Genomic DNA, 22,827 nt, shown 5'->3' with positions numbered 1-22,827 from the left:
AACGGGAAACAAACCCAAGGAGCATCGACAATGACCACTGCAGCAGGACATACCGAAGCCATTCAGGCTTCCCGCGTCATCGGCACGAACGTCTACAATACCGAAGGCCAGCACATCGGCTCGATCGAAGACGTCATGCTGGAGAAGACGTCCAACAACATCATGTATGCCGTGATCGGGTTCGGCGGATTTCTGGGTATCGGCGAGAAATATCACGCCATTCCGTGGTCGTCGCTCGACTATGAGAAAGATCAGGGCGGCTATGTCGTGCCCTTCTCGCGTGAACAGCTCGAGGCCGCGCCGGTTCATGACATCAACGATCTGACCAGCGGTGACGGCAAGGCGGCGCGTGACGCTTCCTACGAATACTATAAAGTTCCGCCTTACTGGATCTGATCCGCGTCGTCGCATGGAACGAGCCAAGGCCCCGCTTCGCGCGGGGCCTTTTCGTTGTGTCATTGCCTTTTTACACCCATTCGCTAAGAAGCGCGCACCATTCCCAGACAAAGGTGCCCGCCAATGACCGCCATCATCGACATCACGGCCCGCGAAATTCTCGACAGCCGCGGCAATCCGACCGTCGAGGTCGATGTGCGGCTCGAAGATGGTGCGTTCGGTCGCGCCGCGGTGCCTTCGGGAGCATCGACAGGCGCGCATGAAGCGGTCGAACTGCGCGATGGCGGCAGCCGCTATCTCGGCAAGGGCGTCGAAGGCGCGGTCGAGGCCGTGAACGGCGAAATCTTCGAGGCGATCGGCGGCATGGAGGCGCAGGACCAGCTTCACATCGACCGCACCATGATCGATCTCGACGGCACGCCGAACAAGGCCCGACTCGGCGCGAACGCCATTCTCGGCGTATCGCTCGCGGTCGCCAAGGCGGCTGCCCAGTCGGCCGACCTGCCGCTTTATCGCTATGTCGGCGGCGCGGGCGCGCACGTCCTTCCGGTTCCGATGATGAACATCATCAATGGCGGCGCGCATGCCGACAACCCGATCGATTTCCAAGAATTCATGATCATGCCGCTTGGCGCGGAGACGTTCCGCGAGGGGCTGCGCTGGGGTGCGGAAATCTTCCACACGCTGAAGAAGGACCTCAAGCAGGCCGGGCACAACACGAATGTCGGCGACGAGGGCGGTTTTGCGCCGAACCTCAAAAGCGCCGAAGACGCGTTGGAATTCGTCACGAAGTCCATCGAGAAGGCAGGATTCAAGCCGGGTCAAGATGTCGCGCTCGCGCTCGATTGCGCGGCGACCGAATTCTTCAAGAACGGCGTCTACGATTATGAAGGCGAGGGGCAGACGCGCGACGGTCAGGCGCAGGCCGATTATCTCGCCAAGCTTTGCGATGCATATCCGATCATCTCGATCGAGGACGGCATGGGCGAGGACGATTGGGACGGCTGGAAGGCGCTGACGGAGAAGGTCGGGGCCAAGGTCCAACTCGTCGGCGACGATCTCTTCGTCACCAATTCGGCACGTCTCAACGACGGTATCCGCATGGGTGTCGCCAATTCCATCCTCGTCAAGGTCAACCAGATCGGCTCGCTGTCCGAAACGCTCGACGCCGTGGAAACCGCGCACAAGGCGGCCTACACCGCCGTCATGTCGCATCGTTCGGGAGAGACTGAGGACACGACCATCGCCGATCTCGCCGTCGCGACCAATTGCGGGCAGATCAAGACCGGCTCGCTGGCACGGTCCGACCGGCTTGCGAAATACAATCAGCTCCTGCGCATCGAGGAGGAACTGGGTCGTTCGGCACGCTACGCGGGACGCTCGATCCTGCGTTCCGGCTTGCGTTCGTAACCCTCCATTAAGCAAGATCGGGTCACATGGGGGAATCCAAGGATTCTCCCAAAATGCCCATGTGGACCCGTCATCACAAACAGCGAAATACCGGTCGGCTGATCGTGCCCGTCATCACGGCTGCGTTCCTGGCCTATTTCGGCTACCACGCGTTCCATGGCGCCTACGGGCTCGAAGCCAAGAAGCGACTTGAGGAACGCGTCGCCGTTCTTAAGGCAGAGCTCGACGGTCTTGTCGAAGAGCGCGAAGCCCTTGAAGCGAAACTCATTTTGATCAACGATGGAACGATCGAGCGCGACATGCTGGACGAGCAGGCGCGCCGTGCGCTCAACCTGGTGCGCGACGACGAGGTGGTTATCTATCTCGATCGTTGATTAACTCAAATCAAGTTAATTGTATAATTCCACTGTTTTTTCAGTTGCTTCAGCGAATATCGGCTATGCGATTTCGCCGTAGCAGGAGCCTGGGTCCCGTGCTAGCCTAGCGGCAATGTCGGGGCGTTAAGGTCCCCGACCGTCCGCAAAGAGACACCTTGGGAGACCAGAAGGCATGGCAACAGCCGCCAAGAAGGCGTCGCGCACAAAAGCCGACGTCAAATCCGCTTCTGCAATCAAAACACCGCCGCCGCTAGAGTTCTCGAAGGAAGACGAACTCGAGGCTTATCGTGAAATGCTCTTGATCCGCCGCTTCGAGGAGAAGGCCGGTCAGCTTTACGGTATGGGCTTCATCGGCGGTTTTTGCCATCTTTACATCGGTCAGGAAGCCGTCGTCATCGGCATGCAGATGGCCTTGAAGGACGGCGATCAGGTCATCACCGGCTATCGCGATCACGGCCACATGCTTGCCACCGGCATGTCAGCGCGCGGCGTGATGGCTGAACTGACCGGGCGGCGCGGAGGCTATTCGCGCGGCAAGGGCGGCTCGATGCACATGTTCTCCAAGGAGAAGAATTTCTATGGCGGTCACGGCATCGTCGGCGCGCAGGTCTCGCTCGGCACCGGTCTCGCCTTCGCCAATCGCTACCGCGAGAACGACAATGTCTCGCTGATCTATTTCGGCGACGGCGCGGCCAATCAGGGCCAGGTCTACGAGAGCTTCAACATGGCGGCGCTGTGGAAGCTGCCGGCCATCTACATCATCGAGAACAACCGCTACGCCATGGGCACCTCGGTCGCCCGCGCCTCGGCGCAGACCGATTTCTCGCAGCGTGGCGCGTCGTTCAACATCCCCGGAATTCAGGTGGACGGCATGGATGTCCGCGCGGTGAAGGCTGCCGGTGAAATGGCGGTCGAATGGGGCCGCGCCGGCAATGGGCCGGTCATTCTCGAAATGCAGACCTATCGCTATCGCGGGCATTCCATGTCCGACCCGGCGAAGTACCGCACCAAGGACGAAGTGCAGAAGATGCGCTCCGAGCACGATCCGATCGAGCAGGTGAAAGCGCGGCTTCTGGACAAGAAGTGGGCGAGCGAGGACGAGCTGAAGGCCATCGACAAGGAGGTTCGCGAGATCGTCGCCGATTCGGCGGAGTTCGCGCAGAACGATCCAGAGCCGGATGTGTCCGAGCTTTACACCGACATCCTGCTTTGAGGAGCGCGCCCCATGCCGATTGAAATTCTGATGCCCGCGCTCTCGCCGACGATGGAAGAGGGCAATCTGGCCAAATGGCTGAAAAAGGAAGGCGACAGCGTTGCCGCAGGCGATGTGATCGCCGAGATCGAGACCGACAAGGCGACGATGGAAGTCGAAGCCGTTGACGAAGGCACGCTGGCTAAGATCCTGATCGAGGCCGGCACCGAAGGCGTGAAGGTCAACACGCCGATCGCCGTTCTGCTTGAGGAAGGCGAAAGTGCCGACGATGTCGGCAAGGCGGGGAAATCCGCTGCGAAGTCCTCCGACGAGCCGGAACAGACGGCGGATGCTGCCGGCGGCAAGGACAAGCAGGCGACCGAGGAGCCAACCGCGAAGAAGGACGGCGCGTCCGTGCCCGCCGCGCCAAAGGTCGAGATCGCGGCTGATCCGGACATTCCCGAAGGCACCGAAATGGTTCCGACCACGGTGCGCGAAGCGCTTCGCGACGCGATGGCCGAGGAAATGCGCCGCGACGAAAATGTCTTCGTCATGGGCGAGGAAGTCGCCGAATATCAGGGCGCCTACAAGATCACGCAGAACCTTCTGCAGGAATTCGGCGCCAAACGCGTCGTCGACACGCCGATCACCGAACACGGTTTTGCCGGCGTCGGCGTCGGCGCCGCAATGGCCGGTCTCAAGCCGATCGTCGAGTTCATGACGTTCAACTTCTCGATGCAGGCGATCGACCAGATCGTCAATTCGGCGGCCAAGACGCTCTACATGGCCGGCGGCCAGATGGGCGCGCCGATGGTGTTCCGTGGACCGAACGGCGCAGCAGCGCGCGTGGCGGCGCAGCACTCGCAGTGCTATGCGGCCTGGTACAGCCATATTCCGGGTCTTAAGGTCGTCATGCCTTACACGGCGGCGGACGCGAAGGGACTGCTCAAGGCCGCAATCCGCGATCCGAACCCGGTCGTCTTCCTCGAGAACGAAATTCTCTACGGCCAGACCTTCGACGTGCCGAAGCTCGATGATTTCGTGTTGCCGATCGGCAAGGCCCGTATCCACAAGACCGGCAAGGACGCGACCATCGTCTCCTTCGGGATCGGCATGACCTATGCGGTCAAGGCGGCCGAGGAACTGGCGGGCGAGGGGATCGATGTCGAGATCATCGACCTGCGTACAATCCGCCCGATGGATCTCGATACGATCATCGAGAGCGTGAAGAAGACCAATCGTCTGGTGACGGTCGAGGAAGGCTATCCGCAATCTTCGGTCGGCCAGCACATCGCGACCCAGGTCATGCAGCGCGCGTTCGACCATCTCGACGCGCCGATCCTGACGATCGCCGGCAAGGATGTGCCGATGCCTTACGCGGCCAACCTCGAAAAGCTGGCGCTGCCGAGCGTCTCCGAGGTCGTCGAGGCGGTGAAAGCCGTCACTTACAGGGCCTGAGGGAGGGCGGACCATGCCGATCAACATCACGATGCCCGCGCTGTCTCCGACGATGGAAGAAGGCAATCTGGCCAAGTGGCTGGTCAAGGAAGGCGACAAGGTCGGGCCCGGCGACGTGATCGCCGAGATCGAGACCGACAAGGCGACGATGGAAGTCGAAGCGGTCGACGAGGGCACGGTCGCGAAGATCGTCGTTCCGGCCGGCACCGAGGGTGTGAAGGTCAACGCGCTGATCGCCGTCCTTGCAGAAGAAGGCGAGGATGCAAGCGCTGCGGCCAAGTCCGAGGGAGAGGCACCCAAGGCCGAGGCCAAGCAGGACAAGGCCGAAGCTGCGCCGAAGCCGCAGGAAGCTGCCGCGCCTGAAAAGCCGAAGCAGCAGGAAGCCAAGGCGGATGCGCCGGCTGCGCCGAAGTCGACCAGCGGCGAGCGCACTTTCGCTTCGCCGCTCGCGCGTCGGATCGCCAAGGATTCCGGCATCGAGCTGTCGTCGATCAACGGTTCGGGGCCGTATGGCCGCGTCGTAAAGGCCGATGTGGAAGCGGCTTCCAAGGGTGGCGCGGCCAAGTCCGCGCCTGCCGACAAGGGCACCGCGCCTACCGCCGCACCGGTCAAGGGCATGTCGGACGAAGCCGTTCTCAAGCTCTTCGAGGAAGGTTCGTACGAACTCATCCCGCATGACAACATGCGCAAGACCATTGCGCGCCGCCTCGTCGAGGCGAAATCGACCGTCCCGCATTTCTACCTGACGCTCGACTGCGAGATCGATGCGCTGCTGTCCCTGCGCAAGCAGATCAACGACGCCGCGCCCAAGGTGAAGACGGAGAAGGGCGAGGAACCGGCCTACAAGGTTTCCGTCAACGACATGGTCATCAAGGCGATGGCCATGGCGCTCAAGCAGGTGCCGGACGCCAACGTCTCGTGGACTGAGGGGGCCATGGTCAAGCACGCGCATGCGGATGTCGGCGTTGCGGTATCGATCCCCGGCGGGCTGATCACGCCGATCGTGCGCAAGGCGGACGAAAAGACGCTGTCGAAAATCGCGAACGAGATGAAGGATCTCGCCGGCCGCGCGCGTTCACGCAAGCTGAAGCCCGAGGAATATCAGGGCGGCACGACGGCTGTGTCCAATCTTGGCATGTTCGGCATCAAGGACTTCGCCGCGGTGATCAATCCGCCGCACGCGACGATTCTCGCGGTCGGCGCCGGGGAAGAGCGGGCCGTGGTGAAGAACGGCGAGATCAAGGTCGCCAACGTCATGTCAGTAACGCTGTCGACCGACCATCGCGCCGTCGACGGTGCGCTGGGCGCCGAACTTCTTGCAGCGTTCAAGAGACTGATCGAAAATCCCATGGGAATGCTTGTGTAGTTTTTGTCGACGCAATTTCAGGACGATAATCTCTTGAAATTGCTCCTTGAGAGGGGAATGCGTCATGTCGGAAACTGTTTATCGCAAACGCCTGCGCAATTCGTGGATATGGATGGCGGTTCTCGCCATCGTTTCCCTGGCCGGCGGCGTATTCGCTTTGCTCAATCCGCTTGAGGCGAGCATTGCGGCCGTCTTCATCGCCGGCTGGACGTTCATCCTGTTCGGCGTGCTCAAGCTTGCCCACTCCTTCCAGTTCGAAGGTTGGGGAGGCTTCACCTGGTCTTTGCTGGTCGGCGCGCTTGCCTGCGTCGTCGGTTTCTCGCTCCTTTATAACCCGGCCGCCGGGCTGGTCTCGCTGACCACGCTGGTCGGGGTTCTGCTCATCGTTCTCGGCGGTGTTAAGGCGATGTACGCAGCCTCGCTACGGCCCGTCGCGGGCTGGGCCTGGGCGCTTGTTTCTGGCCTTTTGTCGATCGTCCTCGGCATCCTGATCTTTTCGGACTTTCAGTGGGCCGCGACGTCGGTTCTCGGCATCCTGCTTGCCGTCGAACTCATCTCCAATGGTGTCTTCTTCGGCGTCGTTGCGTTGGGTCTCAAAGGTTTTGCGGCAAATGGAGGCCGCACGCTTTGAAGACTGTTCTTTGCTACGGCGATTCGCTGACATGGGGCTCGGACGCCGAAACCGGCGGACGCCACGCCTATGAGGACCGCTGGCCGACCGTGCTGCAAAAGGCGCTCGGGCCGGATGTTCAGGTGATCGTGGAAGGACTTCGCGGACGCACGACGGCGTTCGACGAGCATCTGGCCGATTGCGACCGCAACGGCGCGCGGTTGCTTCCCACCATCGCCTATACGCACGCGCCGATCGATCTCGTCATCCTCCTTCTCGGCTCCAACGACATGAAGCCGGCGATCGCGGGAACCGCGCTCGCCGCCATGCAGGGCATGCGCCGGCTGGTAGAAATGCTGCGCATCAACGCATTTCGCGATGGCGCGGCGACGCCGCCGGAAGTGCTGATCGTCGCGCCGCCGCCGCTTTGCGAGACAGCGAACGTCGAATACAGCGCAATGTTCGCAGGCGGCGTAGAACAGTCGAAGATGCTGGCGAGCTTTTATGCCGACCTTGCGGACGAGTGGGGCTGCGGTTTCTTCGATGCCGGCTCGGTGGCGGAGACATCGCCCACAGATGGCGTCCATCTCGACGCCGCGAACACGCGTGCCATCGGGCGCGGAATCGAACCCGCCGTGCGCATGATGCTGGGACTTTAGGAGACTGAAATGGCCGAGACCGACTACGACGTCATCATCATCGGATCGGGCCCAGGGGGCTACGTGACCGCCGTTCGTTCGGCGCAGCTTGGCCTCAAAACGGCGATCGTGGAGCGCGAGCATCTCGGCGGTATCTGCCTCAACTGGGGGTGCATTCCGACCAAGGCGCTGCTGCGCTCGGCGGAAATCAAGCACTATGCCGAGCATGCGAAGGATTACGGCCTGTCGATTTCCGGCGAGGTCAAAGCGGATGTGAAGGCGGTCGTCGAGCGCTCGCGCGGCGTGTCGGCCCGGCTGAATGGCGGCGTTGGCTTCCTGATGAAGAAGAACAAGGTCGACGTGATCTGGGGCGAGGCGAAGCTCGCCAAGGGCGGCAAGGTCGTCGTGTCGAAGACGTCCAAGAAGCCGATGGAGCCGCAGCACCCTGCGCCCAAGGGCACCAAGGGCGAGGGTACCTATTCGGCCAAGCATATCATCGTCGCGACTGGCGCGCGCCCGCGCGTGCTGCCGGGCATCGAGCCGGATGGCAAACTGATCTGGACCTATTTCGAGGCCATGGTGCCGCAAGAAATGCCGAAATCCCTGATCGTCATGGGGTCGGGAGCGATCGGCATCGAATTCGCGTCTTTCTACCGTTCGATGGGCGCGGACGTGACCGTCGTCGAACTTCTGCCGCAGATCATGCCGGTCGAGGATGCCGAGATTTCGAAGCTCGCGCAAAAGCAGCTTGAAAAGCAGGGCATGAAATTCCTGCTCGAAGCCAAGGTGTCGAAGGTCGAAAAATCGGGAAATTCCGTCACGGCGCATGTCGAGACGAAAGATGGCAAGACCCAGAAAATCACCGCCGACCGGCTGATTTCGGCAGTTGGCGTGCAGGGCAATGTCGAGAATCTCGGCATCGAGGATGTCGGCGTCAAGGTCGAGCGCGGCACCGTGGTCGTGGACGGCTACGGGAAGACGAATGTCGAGGGGATCTACGCGATCGGCGACGTTGCCGGCGCGCCGATGCTTGCTCACAAGGCGGAGCACGAAGGCGTCATCTGCATCGAGAAGATCGCCGGCGTCAAAGGCGTTCACGCGCTCGACAAGGGCAAGATTCCCGGCTGCACCTATTGCCATCCGCAGGTTGCATCCGTCGGCCTGACCGAGGCGAAAGCCAAGGAAGCAGGGCGCGACATCCGCGTCGGCCGCTTCTCCTTCGCCGCCAACGGCAAGGCCATTGCGCTCGGGGAGGATCAGGGCCTGATCAAGACCATCTTCGACAAGAAGACCGGCGAACTCCTTGGCGCGCACATGGTGGGCGCGGAAGTGACCGAACTGATCCAGGGCTTCGTCGTCGCGATGAACCTCGAGACCACCGAGGAAGAGTTGATGCATACCGTCTTCCCGCACCCGACCTTGTCGGAGATGATGAAGGAAAGCGTACTCGACGCCTACGGACGCGCGCTCAACGCCTAATTTAGCGATTTCGGAAGCTGGTCTGGAACCGGGTGCGACATTTCGCGTTCTTCTGGTGAATTTACCGCAAATCATCAGGAGACGGCGGAATGGATCTCAATGGAATGGGCCTGCTAGGGGCAATCATCGTGGGCGGCATAGCAGGCTGGCTCGCCGAGCAGTTCATGAAGTCCAATATGGGCATCTTCATGAACATCATTCTCGGCATCATCGGCGCCGCCTTCCTCAACTTCCTTTTGAGCGTTCTCGGCATCTATACCGGTACCGGCATCCTGATCTATCTGATCGTCGGTTTCATCGGTGCGTGTCTGCTCATCGCGATCGCAAGGGCGATACGACGGTAGTCAGTCTATCAAGCAAGCATATTTGCAAGGCCGCCATGTTCCATGGCGGCCTTACATTTTTGTGCGCAAGTGCCTATAGAATAAGGTGACGAAACCGGCGGAAATTCGCACCGGAGCATTCATGGTCACCGTTCTCGACAACACACTCAGTCGCCCGCGTCCGCGCCACCCCGAGAAGGCACACAAGCCGGATCAGGAGGTGTTGCGCAAGCCTGAATGGATCAGGGTGAAGGCCCCGGTTTCCAAGGGCTACCTCGAAACGCGCGAGATCGTAAAGTCGAACAAGCTCGTGACCGTGTGCGAGGAAGCCGGCTGCCCGAATATCGGTGAATGCTGGGACAAGAAGCACGCGACGTTCATGATCATGGGCGAAATCTGCACGCGTGCCTGTGCATTCTGCAACGTCGCCACAGGCATTCCGATGCCGCTCGATCCAAACGAGCCGGCAAGCGTCGGCCGCGCGGTCGCGCAAATGGGCCTGAACCACGTTGTCATCACATCCGTTGATCGTGACGATCTTTCCGATGGCGGCGCGCAGCATTTCGCAGAAGTCATTTATGCCATTCGCGAATCCGCACCCGGCACGACGATTGAAATCCTCACGCCCGACTTCCTGCGCAAGAAGGGCGCTCTGGAAATCGTGGTCGCGGCGAAGCCCGACGTCTTCAATCACAATCTGGAAACCGTCCCGTCGAACTACCTGACGGTTCGCCCCGGTGCGCGCTATTTCCACTCGATCCGGCTCTTGCAGCAGGTCAAGGAGATCGATCCCGAGATCTTCACCAAGTCGGGCATCATGGTCGGCCTCGGCGAAGAGCGGAACGAAGTCCTGCAACTGATGGACGATCTTCGCTCGGCCGATGTCGATTTCATCACGATCGGCCAGTATCTGGCACCGTCGAAAAAGCACCACGCCGTCAAGAAGTTCGTCACGCCCGACGAGTTCAAATCGTTCGAGAAGGTCGCCTATTCCAAGGGCTTCCTGATGGTCGCGTCGAGCCCGCTGACGCGCTCCTCGCACCATGCAGGCGATGACTTCGCGCGGCTTCGCGATGCCCGCGCCGCCAAGTTAGCTGCCGCCTGAGCCGTCCCGATCCAACGGCATGGATGACACGCTGATCCGAAATGCGCGGCGGATATTGGTGATCGGTTGCGCAGGAGCGGGCAAATCGACGCTTTCACGCTCGCTGTCGACGCGGCTTGGGCTGCCTTACATCTCCATGGACCGTGAATTCTTCTGGCTTCCCGGCTGGAAGCTGCGCGACCGCACCAAGATAAAGCGCATGATTACCGATGCCGTAGCACACGATCGGTGGATCATGGACGGAACCAGTCCCGGCACGCTGCATGTCAGGCTTCCACGGGCCGACATGGTGATCTGGCTGCGCATATCGCGCCTCATGTGTCTTTGGCGGATCGTCAAGCGGCGCATCCTCTATGCAGGTAAAAGCCGGCCTGAGATGACCGACGGCTGCCCCGAGAAGATCGATCTGGAATTCCTGCGCTACATCTGGAATTTCGAGCGCACGGAAAAACCGGAAATTATAGACGGGCTCAACAAGTATGGGGTCGATTTGCCCATCGTCGTGTTGCGAAATCCATCGGAAGTCCGAGCGCTTCTTGCTCGCATCGAAACGGAAGTGTAGCGCTTTTTCCATGCCTCAGTTCGAGACAAAACGAGTCGTCAAGCATTCGCCCGAGCAGATGTTCGCGCTGGTGGCCGATGTCGAGCGATATCCCGAATTCCTGCCGATGTGCGAAGCGCTTTCCGTGCGCTCGCGCAAAGAGCGGGGGGACATGACGCTGCTCGTCGCGGACATGACTGTCGGCTACAAGGCGCTGCGCGAGACCTTTACCAGCAATGTCGTTCTGAAGCCGAAGGAAAACGCGATCGACGTTTCCTATGTCGACGGGCCGTTCCGTTATCTCGATAATCAGTGGCGCTTTGAGGCGCTGCCCGATGGCGGAACGACAATCAACTTCTTCATCGATTACGAGTTCAAGAGCCGCATTCTCGGCGCCATGATGGGCACGATGTTCGACCGGGCGTTTCGCATGTTTGCCGAAGCGTTCGAAAAGCGTGCCGATAAAGTCTATTCGGAAGCGTCAGCCTAGCGCCGAAATTCCCATGACGAGCGCGGTGCGGACCGTCTCGTTGCGGATATGATCGCGGCCATTGTCTTCGAATTCGCGCTTTTCGACGCGCGTCGGCTGGCCTTTTACCGCGACCGCGAAAAAGACGAGACCCACTGGCTTCTCCTCCGTGCCGCCATCGGGGCCGGCGATGCCGGTCACTGCCAGCGCGATATTCGCTTTCGAGTTCGCCAGCGCGCCTTCGGCCATCTCGCGGGCCGTTTGTGCCGAAACGGCGCCATGCGCGTCGAGCGTTGCCGGGCTCACGCCCAGCATGGTCTGCTTGGCGTCGTTCGAATAGGTAACGAAGCCGCAATCGACCATTTTGGAGGCGCCGGGAATATCGGTCAGGAGCGCGATGATCTGGCCGCCGGTGCACGATTCGGCTGTCGTGGCGAGTATACCCTTGCGCTTGCAGGCGTCTAGGAAATCCTGGGCGAGTTCGGGCACTACACTCATCATCATTCGGGCAAACCTCCTGGATAGGCGACGGTGGCGGTGGCGATCGCGGCAATGCCTTCGCCGCGCCCAACGAAGCCGAGTTTCTCGTTCGTCGTCGCCTTCACCGAAACCCGGTCGGCCGAGATGCCGAGCATGGCGACGAGTTTTTTCGTCATAGCATCCCTATATGGGCCGATCCGGGGCGATTCACAGATAAGCGTGATGTCGGCATTGGCGATGCGGCCCTTTTTCGCACGCACGATGCGAACGGCTTCTTCCACGAAGATATGCGATGCGGCACCCTTCCATTGCAGATCGGAGGGCGGAAAATGGGTGCCGATGTCGCCCGCGCCGCACGTTGCCAGAAGTGCGTCGGTCAAGGCGTGGAGGCCGACATCCGCGTCCGAGTGGCCCGAAAGCTTGCGGTCATACGGGATGGCGACGCCGCACAGGATAACCGCGTCGCCGGGCTCGAACGAGTGAACGTCATAGCCGTTTCCGGTGCGGATATCTGGGAACATGGCCACCGTTTTCCTCATCTTCTCGTCGGCACTGGCGATGTCGCGCGCCCAGGTCAGCTTGATGTTGTCGGGCGATCCTTCCACGAGCCGGACTGGAATGCCCGCCCATTCGGCGATCGACGCATCGTCGGTGAAATCGTCGCGGCCTTCGCCGGCGGCACGCGCATGTGCCAGATGCAAAAGCGCAAAGGGAAAACCCTGTGGCGTCTGTGCGCCGAAGAGCCCGGCGCGGGGAACTGTCCGGGCGACGAGACCCTCCGGCGATGCTTCCTTGAGCGTGTCCGAAACGGCGAGCGCGGGAAGGCTGCCCGTACGCGCATCGATGCCGGTGACGACGCGCGCGATCAGCGCGGCGTCGGCAAAGGGCCGGACGCCATCATGGACGAGCACGGCATCCGGCGCGTGGGCGGCCAGTTCCTGCAGGGCGTTCCATGTCGAAGCCTGGCGTGTCGCGCCGCCGACGACCACGAGGACGCGGTCGGCGAATTCTCCCGCCGCTTCACGGAAAAGCTGCTCGTCGTCGGGGTGGATGGCAATTGCGACGACGTCGATATCCGGGTGATGGAGGAAGGTGCGCAGCGTGTGCCGCAGGACGGCTTCGCCGCCGATATGCCTGTATTGCTTCGGCCCATCCGCCGGATCTCCGGCCCGCTCGCCCCGGCCTGCCGCGACGATGATCGCGGCGATTTTCATCTTTTTCATGCGCGCTCCCTGAACAAGAGCACATCTATCAGTGCATGGCTGAAATGCCAGATATTATGAGCATAGTTGTTGCGGCCATCAGCCAAAATGGCTATTGGATAAGCAAGAATAAAATTGTGCCGGGTTTTTAAGCATGGCCGAATTCAGCGACCTCTCGAAGCCCCTGTCCATCGGGGGCGTCGTCGTGCCCAACCGCGTTTTCCTCGCGCCGCTTTCAGGCGTGACAGACGAGCCGATGCGCCGTCGTGCGCTTCGGCATGGCGCGGGCATGGTGGTTTCCGAAATGGTCGCAAGCGGTGAACTCGCACGCGGCCGTGCAGAATCGGAACGGCGCATCCGCCGCCCTGATGTGGCGACCCATGTGGTCCAGCTTGCAGGTCGCGATGCGCACTGGATGGCGGAGGGCGCGCGGATCGCTGCGGGCCAGGGTGCGGACATCATCGACATCAATATGGGCTGTCCGGCCAAGAAGGTGACGGGCGGTTATTGCGGCTCGGCGCTGATGCGCGAGCCGGATCATGCGCTGTCCCTGATCGAAGCCGTCGTCGATGCCGTTGACGTGCCGGTGACGGTCAAGATGCGGCTGGGTTGGGATGCGGATTGCATCAACGCGCCTGAGATCGCGCGCCGCGCGGATGCTGCTGGCGTGGCCATGATCACGGTCCATGGCCGCACGCGCGAGCAATTCTACAAGGGCGAGGCGGACTGGGCCGCAATCCGGGCCGTGAAAGAGACGGTGTCCGTACCCGTCGTCGTCAACGGCGATATCGTGGATGCCAGGGTCGCCGCGCGTGCGTTGGCGCTTTCGGGCGCGGACGCGGTCATGGTCGGGCGCGGACATTACGGCGCACCATGGACCGCCGCCTTGATCGTCGCTGCCGCGGGCGGAGCACCCGCGCGGGGCGTGCCGGTCGGCAACGATTTTTCGCCCTACGTCATTGCGCATTACGAGGACATGCTGTCGCTTTACGGCGTCGGGCAGGGCCTGCGCCATGCGCGCAAGCATCTCGGCTGGTATCTCGACCGGCATGTTCCGCATACCGATCCGGAGATGCGCAGAGTGATCATGACCGGGCTCGACCCGGCCGAGGTGATCGTCCATCTGGGCGAAGCGTTCGCGGCGCAGCCGCTGGCGGTGGCGGCATGAGCCAGGCTGCCATCAACTCGTCGATCATGATCCTGAATGCAATCCGCCACCCGGTCATCCTGGTCGATGAGGCGGGGCACATCGCGTTCGCCAATGCCGAGGCCGAGGATTTCTTCCGTTCCAGCGCCGCGATGCTGGCCCGCGACCCGATCGAGCGTTTCGTCCCCTTCGGCAGCCCGCTCGTTACGCTGATCGAGCAGGTTCGCGAGCGCCGCGCGCCCTTCAACGAATATCGCGTCGACATTTCCTCGCCGCGCCTCGGCACGGACCGGCTTGTCGATCTTCACGCTTCGCCGATTGCCGAACTGCCCGGCGCCGTCGTCGTCATGTTCCAGGAACGTTCGATGGCCGACAAGATCGATCGCCAGATGACGCATCGCGGCGCCGCGCGGTCGGTGACGGGTCTGGCGGCGATGCTGGCGCACGAGATCAAGAATCCGCTGTCGGGAATTCGCGGCGCTGCGCAGCTTCTGGAAACGGCGGTCGGCGATGAGGACCGGGCGCTGACCCGCCTGATCACCGACGAAACCGATCGTATCGTCTCGCTTGTCGATCGCATGGAGATATTTTCCGACGAACGACCGATCGAGCGCCAGCCCGTCAACATCCATGTGGTCCTCGATCACGTCAAGGCGATCGCGCGCAACGGTTTTGCCAGCCGTGTCAGGATCATCGAGGACTACGATCCGTCGCTGCCGCCTGTGTTCGGCAATCGCGATCAATTGATCCAGGTCTTCCTCAATCTGGTGAAGAACTCCGCTGAAGCCATTGGAAACGAACCATCCGGCGAGATCACTTTGTCGACTGCCTTCCGGCCGGGAATGCGTATCGGCATGCCGGGCACGCGGGATCGGATCTCGCTGCCGCTGGAATTTTGCGTGCATGACAACGGGCCGGGTGTTTCCGACGACATCAAGTCGATCCTGTTCGATCCGTTCATCACGACCAAGCAGAACGGCTCGGGCCTCGGCCTTGCGCTCGTCGCCAAGATCGTCGGCGAGCACGGCGGCGTCATCGAATGCGATTCATCGTCCCGCGGCACCACGTTCCGCATTCTCATGCCAACCTGGAAGAAACCCATCGGCGGCAAGACCATCGATGACGAGGAGCACTCAGCATGACCGTGCGCGGTAATATTCTCGTCGCCGACGACGACGCGGCGATCCGCACCGTTCTCAACCAGGCGCTGTCGCGCGTCGGCCATGAAGTACGCGTGACGTCCAATGCCTCGACGCTGTGGCGCTGGATCGCGGCGGGCGAGGGCGATCTCGTCATCACCGATGTCGTGATGCCGGACGAGAACGCCTTCGACATGCTGCCGCGCATCAAGAAGGCGCGGCCCGACCTGCCCGTGGTGGTCATGAGTGCGCAGAACACGTTCATGACCGCGATACGGGCATCGGAGACGGGCGCGTACGAATATCTGCCGAAGCCGTTCGACCTGACCGAGCTTTTGCAGATCGTCACGCGCGCGCTGTCGGAGCCGAAGCGCATGAAAAGCAGCGTGCATGCCGACGATCAGCCGGAATCCATGCCGCTCGTCGGCCGTTCCGCCGCCATGCAGGACATCTACCGGATGCTGGCGCGCATGATGCAGACCGATCTGACGGTTATGATCTCGGGCGAATCGGGCACCGGCAAGGAACTCGTCGCACGGGCGCTTCATGAATATGGCCGCCGCCGCAACGGCCCGTTCGTCGCGATCAATATGGCCGCCATCCCGCGCGACCTGATCGAATCGGAGCTTTTCGGCCACGAGAAGGGCGCCTTCACCGGCGCGCAGAACCGTTCGTCCGGTCGATTCGAGCAGGCGGAGGGCGGCACGCTCTTCCTCGACGAGATCGGCGACATGCCGATGGAAGCGCAGACGCGCCTTTTGCGCGTGCTTCAGCAGGGCGAGTACACGACCGTCGGCGGGCGGACGCCGATCCGCACGGATGTTCGGATCGTGGCTGCGACCAACAAGGATCTGCGCACGCTCATCAATCAGGGCCTTTTCCGCGAGGACCTCTTTTATCGCCTTAACGTCGTTCCCCTGCGCCTGCCCGCATTGCGCGAGCGCGCCGAGGATGTCCCTGATCTGGTGCGTCATTTCTTCAAGCAGGGTGAAGCGGAAGGGCTTCAGACCAAGCGCATCGCTCCCGCCGGCATCGACCTGATGAAGCGCTACCCCTGGCCCGGCAATGTGCGCGAGCTTGAAAATCTGGTGCGCCGGCTGGCCGCGCTTTATCCACAGGACGACATCGGCGCGGATATCATCGAAAGCGAGTTGCAGACGGCGCAGGCGGCCGAAGGCATCGGGGGTGGGGCAGCGCATGGCGAAGAGCTTACGATCTCGCAGGCCGTCGAGATGCATTTGCAGCGCTATTTCTCCAGTTTCGGTACCGAACTTCCGCCGCCCGGCCTCTACCACCGCATTTTGACCGAGGTGGAGTATCCGCTGGTGCTGGCCTCGATGACGGCGACGCGCGGAAACCAGATCAAGGCGGCCGAGCTTCTCGGGCTCAACCGCAACACCTTGCGCAAGAAAATTCGCGAGCTTGGCGTGAACGTCTATCGCGGCGCAAAAGGCTGAAAAGAAGCCAATACTTCTGCCATCGTCAAAAATGTTGCACAATGGCCACAATGCGATGCATAGACTCATCGCTGACGGGCACCTTTGGGCACGATGACGATACAGACCACCGCATCTGACGACGCATTGACGGGGACTTCCAGCCGCGCCTTCGACGGGCGGCGACTGGGCCTGATCTTCGGCATCGTCGGCGTGGTATGCGCGCTCGTCTCTGCCGCGGTTTCATTCGCCATCCTTCTCGGCCTTACGCCGATCGCGCCCGACGCGGCCAATACGCTTGTCCTCATCGCGATCAATATGGGGTTCACGCTCCTTCTGCTTGCCCTGATCGGCGTCGAAATCAACCGCATCTATCAGGCGCGGCGTCGGGGAAAGGCCGCCTCGCGGCTGCATGTGCGCATCGTGGCGATGTTTTCGTTGGTCGCCGCGATCCCCGCAATACTCGTTGCCATCGTCGCGTCGGTAACGCTCGATATCGGGCTCGATCGCTGGTTCGAGCTGCGAACCCGCGCGATCGTTTCTTCCTCGCTGTCGATCGCGGAAGCCTATGTGCAGGAGAACGGGCGCAGCCTGCAGGGAACGACCTTGTCGATGGCGTTCGATCTCGACCAGGCCCGCACGCTCTACCAACTGGACAGGACTGGCTTTCGTCAATTGATGACGAATCATGTGCGCGGTCGCGCGCTGGCGCAGGCGGCGTTGATCCGGCCCGACGGCTCCGTGATTCTCCAGGCCGATTCGCCTTCGGGCATCTCCTTGCCGGAAGTTCCTGCAGAGTGGGTCGAACTGGCTTCGCAGGGCGAGCCGCTTTTGATCGAGCCGCGCGTACGCAACATCGTCGGCGCCATCATCAGGCTGCAGGAAATCGACGATGCCTATCTCTTCACCATACGCGAGCTCGATCCGCAGGTGATCCGCGCGCGCCAGATCGTGCGCGCCAATACGGAAGAATACCGCGGGCTGGAGCAGAACCGCGTCACGACGCAGCTTGCCTTCGCGATTCTTTATCTCGGCGTGACGCTGATCGTTGTGCTTGCGGCGATTTGGACCGGCATCGCGGTGGCGGATCGCATCGTTCGGCCGATCCGTCAATTGATCGGTGCGGCCGACGAGGTTGCGACCGGCAATCTGGATGTGTCGGTGCCGGTAAAGCGCACCGACGGCGATGTCGGATCGCTGGGCGACACGTTCAACAAGATGATCCAGCAGTTGAAAACGCAGCGCAACCAGCTCGTGCGCGCCAGAAACGTCATGGACGAACGCCGTCGTTTCTCCGAGGCCGTGCTGTCAGGCGTGTCCGCCGGCGTCATCGGTGTCGATCCCAAAGGCGACGTGGCCATTGTCAACCGCTCGGCGGAGAAGATGCTGTCCCTACCGGCGAAGGCGCTGGTGGGTAAAAGCCTCGCACAGGCATTGCCGCAGATCGGCAGCGTCTTCGAAAAGGGGCGCGAGCTTGGCCGTCCCGTCTATCGCGAGCAGGTCGTCGCCGTGCGGGCCGGAGCGGAACGAACGTTCAACGTCCAGATCACCACGGAGCAGAGTTCGGTGCGCAAGGGCGGCCGCTCCTATGTGGTGACCGTCGACGACATCACCGATCTCGTCCAGGCGCAGCGCTCCTCAGCATGGGCCGATGTCGCGCGCCGGATCGCGCACGAGATCAAGAATCCGCTGACCCCGATCCAGCTCTCGGCCGAACGCATTCGCCGGCGCTATGGCAAGGTCATCACGGAAGATCGCGAAGTCTTCGACCAGTGCACCGAAACGATCATCCGGCAGGTCGGCGATATCGGGCGCATGGTGGACGAATTCTCCGCCTTCGCGCGGATGCCCAAGCCCGACATGCAGATGGTCGACATTCGCGAGCCCCTGCGCGAGGCATCGTTTCTGGTCGAGGTCAGCCGCTCGGATATCGCGTTCCGGCGCGAATTCGGCAGCGAGCCGCTCATGGGCCGGTTCGACAGCCGGCTTTTGGCGCAGGCGTTCGGCAACATCGTCAAGAACGCATCCGAGGCCATCGAACAGGCGCAGGCCGATACCGGCCGTCCAGGGGAAATTCTCGTTCGCTGCGCGCGTTCGGGCGACAATGTCGTCGTCGAGGTCATCGACAATGGCAAAGGATTGCCGAAGGAGAATCGTCAACGGCTTCTCGAGCCCTATATGACGACGCGCGAGAAAGGCACGGGCCTTGGCCTTGCCATCGTCAAGAAGATTGTCGAGGACCATGGCGGTACGCTCGAACTTCTGGACGCGCCGGCTTCGTTTCACGACGGCGTCGGTGCGCGGGTGCGCATGATATTCCCCCTGGGGGACAAGCAAGAGGCCATGGCACAGACCGGGCCCGAGACTGAAAAGGTGGCAGATGGCGTCTGATATTCTGATTGTCGATGACGAAGAGGATATCCGTGAGATCGTCTCGGGCATTCTTTCGGATGAAGGCCACGAAACCCGCACGGCCTTCGACAGCGACAGCGCGCTCGCTGCGATTGCGGATCGTGTGCCGCGGCTGGTTTTCCTCGATATCTGGTTGCAGGGATCGAAGCTGGACGGGCTGGAACTGCTCGATGCGATCAAGACCCTTTATCCCGACCTGCCGGTCGTCATGATATCGGGTCACGGAACGATCGAAACGGCCGTCTCCGCGATCCGCAAGGGTGCCTACGACTTTATCGAAAAGCCGTTCAAGGCCGACAGGCTCGTGCTTATCGCCGAGCGTGCGCTGGAAACGTCGAAGCTCAGGCGCGAGGTCTCCGACCTCAAGAAGCGGTCGGGCGACAGTTTCGACCTGATCGGCATGTCGAGTGCGATGGCCCAGCTTCGCCAGACGATCGAGCGCGTCGCACCGACGAACAGCCGTATCATGATCATCGGCCCGTCCGGATCGGGCAAGGAACTGGTGGCTCGCGCGATCCACTCGTCCTCATCGCGCAAGGGCGGTCCATTCGTGGCCGTCAATTCCGCTGCGATCACGCCCGAGCGCATGGAGATCGAGCTTTTCGGCACCGAGGCGAACGGTTCGGAGCGCAAGGTGGGCGCGCTCGAACAGGCGCATGGCGGCATTCTCTATCTCGACGAGGTGGCGGACATGCCGCGCGAGACGCAGGCCAAGATCTTGCGCGTTCTCGTCGAGCAGCAATTCGAGCGTGTCGGCGGCACCAAGCGCGTGAAGGTGGATGTGCGGATCATCTCGTCCACGGCCTACAATCTGGAGGACCAGATCGCGCAGGGGCGTTTCCGGCAGGATCTCTACCACCGGCTTGCGGTCGTGCCGGTGATCGTGCCGCCGCTGGCCGAGCGCCGCGATGACATCCCGCTTCTGGTCGATCACTTCATGCGCCAGACGGCCCAGCATGCGGGTATCCGCATTCGCCGGATCGGAAATGACGCCATGGCGGTTTTGCAGGCGCATAACTGGCCCGGGAACCTGCGCCAACTGAAAAACAACATCGAACGATTGATGATCCTGTCGCGCGACGGGGAAGAGGACAAGCCGATCACAGCCGACCTTCTGCCATCGGAGATCGGCGACGTGATGCCACGCACGCCGACGCAGTCGGACCAGCACATCATGGCGCTGCCGCTGCGCGAGGCGCGCGAGCTTTTCGAAAAGGAATATCTTCTGGCGCAGATCAACCGTTTCGGCGGCAATATCTCGCGCACGGCCGAGTTCATCGGCATGGAGCGTTCCGCGCTGCATCGCAAGCTGAAGTCACTCGGCGTTTGATGGCTGGCGCGAGCGGGGGAAAGATCGCATGCGGGTGATCATCTGCGGGGCGGGGCAGGTGGGCTATGGCATCGCCGAGCGCCTGGTGGCCGAACATAACGACGTATCGCTCATCGATACATCGGCCGTTCGTATCCAGAACGTACGCGACAATCTGGATGCGCGCGGTTTTGTCGGGCAGGGTTCGCATCCGGAAGTGCTGGCGGCAGCCGGTGCGCAGGATGCCGACATGTTGATCGCCGTGACGCTCCACGACGAGGTCAACATGGTCGCGTGCGAGGTTGCGCACGCACTCTTCAACGTGCCCACCAAGATCGCGCGCATCCGCTCCCAGTCCTATCTGCAACCGCATTATCGCGATCTTTTCGCGCGCGAGCATCTTCCCATCGATGTCGTCATCTCTCCCGAACGCGAGGTTGCCGAGACGGTTCTGCGCCGAATCGAGATTCCCGGCGCCACCGAAATCGTCCGCTTCGCCGATGACCGGATCGTCATGGTGGCGATCGAGTGCCTTGACGATTGCCCGATCATCAACACGCCGCTGTTGCAACTGACCGATCTTTTTCCTGACCTGATGTCGACCGTTGTCGGGGTTTCGAGGCAGGGGCGATTGTTCATTCCTCGCTCGGCCGACCAACTCCTTGCGGGCGATCTCGCCTATGTCGTGTCCACGAAAGAACAGGTGCGCCGGACGCTCAGCCTGTTCGGGCATGAGGAGCAGGAGGCAACGCGCATCGTCATCGCCGGAGGCGGCAATGTCGGGCTCTATGTGGCGCGGCGGATCGAGGAGCGTCAGAACCGTACACGCGTGCGCATCATCGAGGCGTCGAGGGAGCGCGCCGTCGAGGTTGCGGAAAATCTGCGACGCACGATCGTGCTCAACGGCAGCGCGCTCGATCAAAAGCTGCTGATGGAGACCGACATCGCCGATGCGGACCTGATGGTCGCGCTCACCAATGACGATCAGGTCAATATTCTTTCCTCTGTGCTGGCCAAGCGTCTCGGCTGCAAGTCGAATCTGGTTCTGATCAACAATCCGACCTATCACGACTTCACCGACATGCTGGGGATCGATGCGCATGTGAACCCGCGCACGGCGACGATCTCGCGGATACTCCAGCATGTGCGGCGCGGACGCATCCGTGCCGTCCATTCGATCGAAAAAGATACGGCAGAAGTCATCGAGGCAGAAGCTCTTGAAACCTCGACGCTTGTCGGCCACGAATTGCGTGAACTCGATTTGCCTGACGGCATCCGGATCGGCGCGATCTATCGCGACGGAAAGGTGCTGTCGCCGAGCGGTTCGCTTCGCATCAAACCCAAGGATCGGATCGTCATGTTCGTCATGGCCAAGGCGGTCAAACAGGTCGAACATCTCTTTCGCGTCAGTCTCGAATTCTTCTAGGACCATCCATGCCCAAGATCGCTTACGTCAATGGCCGTTATCTCCCGCATCGCAACGCAGTGGTCCATGTGGAAGATCGTGGCTACCAGTTCGCCGACGGCGTCTACGAGGTGTGCGAGATCTCGCGCGGGTTCATCATCGACATGGAGCCGCATCTCGACCGGCTCGACCGGTCGCTGCGCGAACTTCGCATATCGTGGCCGATGTCGCGTGCAGCGCTCCAGACTGTCATGCGCGAAGTGATCGCACGCAATGGGGTCGCGAACGGACTGGTCTATATCCAGGTGACGCGCGGCGTCGCCCCGCGCGATCATTTCTTTCCGACGGTTCCGGTCAAATCGGCACTGGTCGTCACCGCCAAGAAGGGCAATCCGGCGGCGGCCGACAAGCGTGCCGAGGCGGGTATCAACGTCATCACCGTGCCGGAAAACCGGTGGGAACGCGTGGACATCAAATCGGTCGGCCTCCTTCCCAACGTATTGGCACGCCAGCAGGCGCGCGAGGCCGGAGCACAGGAAGCCTGGTTCGTCGACCCGGACGGCACGGTCAAGGAAGGGGCGGCGACCAATGCCTGGATCGTTACGAAGGACGGGAAGCTCGTGACGCGTCCCGCCGAAAGCGGCATCTTGAAGGGGATTACGCGCGCGACCGTGATGAAGGTCGCGCAAAAGCTCGGTCTCGATGTCGAGGAACGCGGCTTTTCGGTGGAGGAAGCGCGCAGCGCGCGCGAAGCGTTCATTACGGCTGCGTCCACGATTGTCATGCCGGTCGTGGCGATCGACGGCCATTCGGTCGCCAATAGTCATCCCGGCTCCACTGCGCTTTCGCTTCGCAAGGCCTTTTTTGACGTTGCAGAGAAAACTGCCGGCTGATAACCAATCCCACGGGGGCCGGGGCGTTCTCTTTTCAGTT

The 22,827-nt window shown here is 61.7% G+C and carries 22 protein-coding genes; 20 read left to right on the top strand and 2 right to left on the bottom strand.

Annotated features, from left to right (window positions below):
- Positions 1 to 30 precede the first annotated feature (30 nt).
- The 13 genes from GTW25_RS06540 to GTW25_RS06480 all read left to right on the top strand — a co-directional run bounded on the left by GTW25_RS06540 (position 31) and on the right by GTW25_RS06480 (position 11,385).
- Complete coding sequence (locus GTW25_RS06540; RefSeq protein WP_252911147.1) at positions 31 to 396, top strand: PRC-barrel domain-containing protein; 366 nt, start codon at positions 31 to 33, stop codon at positions 394 to 396.
- Between the two features lie 123 nt (positions 397 to 519).
- The gene (eno, locus tag GTW25_RS06535) at positions 520 to 1,806 is read left to right on the top strand and encodes a phosphopyruvate hydratase (protein WP_252911146.1); all 1,287 of its coding nucleotides are present in this window, start codon (positions 520 to 522) and stop codon (positions 1,804 to 1,806) included.
- A 53-nt stretch (positions 1,807 to 1,859) separates the two neighbouring features.
- Complete coding sequence (locus GTW25_RS06530) at positions 1,860 to 2,180, top strand: FtsB family cell division protein (protein ID WP_372493070.1); 321 nt, start codon at positions 1,860 to 1,862, stop codon at positions 2,178 to 2,180.
- Positions 2,181 to 2,355: 175 nt separating this feature from the next.
- Positions 2,356 to 3,396: a pyruvate dehydrogenase (acetyl-transferring) E1 component subunit alpha gene (gene pdhA, locus GTW25_RS06525; RefSeq protein ID WP_252911145.1), complete on the top strand. Its 1,041-nt coding sequence runs from the start codon at positions 2,356 to 2,358 to the stop codon at positions 3,394 to 3,396.
- Between the two features lie 12 nt (positions 3,397 to 3,408).
- A complete protein-coding gene (locus GTW25_RS06520; RefSeq protein ID WP_252911144.1) occupies positions 3,409 to 4,833 on the top strand; it encodes a pyruvate dehydrogenase complex E1 component subunit beta in 1,425 nt (474 codons plus the stop codon).
- A gap of 13 nt (positions 4,834 to 4,846) precedes the next feature.
- Positions 4,847 to 6,199: a pyruvate dehydrogenase complex dihydrolipoamide acetyltransferase gene (locus GTW25_RS06515; protein ID WP_252911143.1), complete on the top strand. Its 1,353-nt coding sequence runs from the start codon at positions 4,847 to 4,849 to the stop codon at positions 6,197 to 6,199.
- A gap of 64 nt (positions 6,200 to 6,263) precedes the next feature.
- Positions 6,264 to 6,830 (top strand): HdeD family acid-resistance protein, encoded by a 567-nt coding sequence (locus GTW25_RS06510; protein WP_252911142.1) that lies wholly within the window; start codon positions 6,264 to 6,266, stop codon positions 6,828 to 6,830.
- On the top strand, positions 6,827 to 7,468 hold the full coding sequence (locus GTW25_RS06505; protein WP_252911141.1) for an SGNH/GDSL hydrolase family protein: 642 nt from the start codon (positions 6,827 to 6,829) through the stop codon (positions 7,466 to 7,468). The genes GTW25_RS06510 and GTW25_RS06505 overlap by 4 nt, the downstream gene beginning before the upstream one ends.
- A gap of 9 nt (positions 7,469 to 7,477) precedes the next feature.
- On the top strand, positions 7,478 to 8,926 hold the full coding sequence (gene lpdA / locus GTW25_RS06500; protein WP_252911140.1) for a dihydrolipoyl dehydrogenase: 1,449 nt from the start codon (positions 7,478 to 7,480) through the stop codon (positions 8,924 to 8,926).
- An 89-nt stretch (positions 8,927 to 9,015) separates the two neighbouring features.
- Complete coding sequence (locus GTW25_RS06495; protein WP_252911139.1) at positions 9,016 to 9,270, top strand: GlsB/YeaQ/YmgE family stress response membrane protein; 255 nt, start codon at positions 9,016 to 9,018, stop codon at positions 9,268 to 9,270.
- Positions 9,271 to 9,391: 121 nt separating this feature from the next.
- Complete coding sequence (gene lipA / locus GTW25_RS06490) at positions 9,392 to 10,354, top strand: lipoyl synthase (protein ID WP_252911138.1); 963 nt, start codon at positions 9,392 to 9,394, stop codon at positions 10,352 to 10,354.
- 19 nt (positions 10,355 to 10,373) lie between these two features.
- Positions 10,374 to 10,916 (top strand): AAA family ATPase, encoded by a 543-nt coding sequence (locus GTW25_RS06485; protein ID WP_252911137.1) that lies wholly within the window; start codon positions 10,374 to 10,376, stop codon positions 10,914 to 10,916.
- A 10-nt stretch (positions 10,917 to 10,926) separates the two neighbouring features.
- Positions 10,927 to 11,385 (top strand): type II toxin-antitoxin system RatA family toxin, encoded by a 459-nt coding sequence (locus tag GTW25_RS06480; RefSeq protein ID WP_252911136.1) that lies wholly within the window; start codon positions 10,927 to 10,929, stop codon positions 11,383 to 11,385.
- Here the strand turns inward: GTW25_RS06480 and GTW25_RS06475 are convergent.
- Together GTW25_RS06475 and GTW25_RS06470 are read right to left on the bottom strand one after the other, a co-directional pair.
- Positions 11,377 to 11,862 carry a CinA family protein gene (locus tag GTW25_RS06475; protein ID WP_252911434.1) on the bottom strand — a complete coding sequence of 162 codons (486 nt, stop codon included), beginning with the start codon at positions 11,860 to 11,862 and terminating at the stop codon, positions 11,377 to 11,379. The genes GTW25_RS06480 and GTW25_RS06475 overlap by 9 nt on opposite strands.
- Positions 11,863 to 11,864: 2 nt before the next feature.
- The gene (locus tag GTW25_RS06470; protein WP_252911135.1) at positions 11,865 to 13,067 is read right to left on the bottom strand and encodes a bifunctional 2-C-methyl-D-erythritol 4-phosphate cytidylyltransferase/2-C-methyl-D-erythritol 2,4-cyclodiphosphate synthase; all 1,203 of its coding nucleotides are present in this window, start codon (positions 13,065 to 13,067) and stop codon (positions 11,865 to 11,867) included.
- Between the two features lie 133 nt (positions 13,068 to 13,200).
- Between GTW25_RS06470 and dusB the strand changes: the two genes are divergently transcribed.
- The 7 genes from dusB (at position 13,201) to GTW25_RS06435 (ending at position 22,787) form a co-directional block, all read left to right on the top strand.
- The gene (dusB, locus tag GTW25_RS06465) at positions 13,201 to 14,214 is read left to right on the top strand and encodes a tRNA dihydrouridine synthase DusB (protein ID WP_252911134.1); all 1,014 of its coding nucleotides are present in this window, start codon (positions 13,201 to 13,203) and stop codon (positions 14,212 to 14,214) included.
- A complete protein-coding gene (locus GTW25_RS06460; RefSeq protein ID WP_252911133.1) occupies positions 14,211 to 15,335 on the top strand; it encodes a two-component system sensor histidine kinase NtrB in 1,125 nt (374 codons plus the stop codon). Before dusB ends, GTW25_RS06460 begins: the two co-directional genes overlap by 4 nt.
- Positions 15,332 to 16,789, top strand: a complete 1,458-nt coding sequence (ntrC, locus tag GTW25_RS06455; protein WP_252911132.1) for a nitrogen regulation protein NR(I) — start codon at positions 15,332 to 15,334, stop codon at positions 16,787 to 16,789. Before GTW25_RS06460 ends, ntrC begins: the two co-directional genes overlap by 4 nt.
- 93 nt (positions 16,790 to 16,882) lie before the next feature.
- Positions 16,883 to 19,159, top strand: a complete 2,277-nt coding sequence (locus tag GTW25_RS06450) for a sensor histidine kinase NtrY-like (protein ID WP_252911131.1) — start codon at positions 16,883 to 16,885, stop codon at positions 19,157 to 19,159.
- Entirely contained in the window at positions 19,149 to 20,510 is a 1,362-nt protein-coding gene (gene ntrX / locus GTW25_RS06445; RefSeq protein ID WP_252911130.1) for a nitrogen assimilation response regulator NtrX, read from the top strand. The genes GTW25_RS06450 and ntrX overlap by 11 nt, the downstream gene beginning before the upstream one ends.
- Positions 20,511 to 20,538: 28 nt before the next feature.
- Positions 20,539 to 21,915: a Trk system potassium transporter TrkA gene (trkA, locus tag GTW25_RS06440; protein ID WP_252911129.1), complete on the top strand. Its 1,377-nt coding sequence runs from the start codon at positions 20,539 to 20,541 to the stop codon at positions 21,913 to 21,915.
- 8 nt (positions 21,916 to 21,923) lie between these two features.
- Positions 21,924 to 22,787 carry a D-amino-acid transaminase gene (locus GTW25_RS06435; RefSeq protein WP_252911128.1) on the top strand — a complete coding sequence of 288 codons (864 nt, stop codon included), beginning with the start codon at positions 21,924 to 21,926 and terminating at the stop codon, positions 22,785 to 22,787.
- The last annotated feature ends 40 nt before the right edge of the window (positions 22,788 to 22,827 follow it).

This window comes from Aliihoeflea aestuarii, from assembly GCF_024105665.1.
Classification (GTDB): domain Bacteria; phylum Pseudomonadota; class Alphaproteobacteria; order Rhizobiales; family Rhizobiaceae; genus Aliihoeflea; species Aliihoeflea aestuarii.
This window is presented reverse-complemented; position numbering and strand designations above follow the sequence as displayed.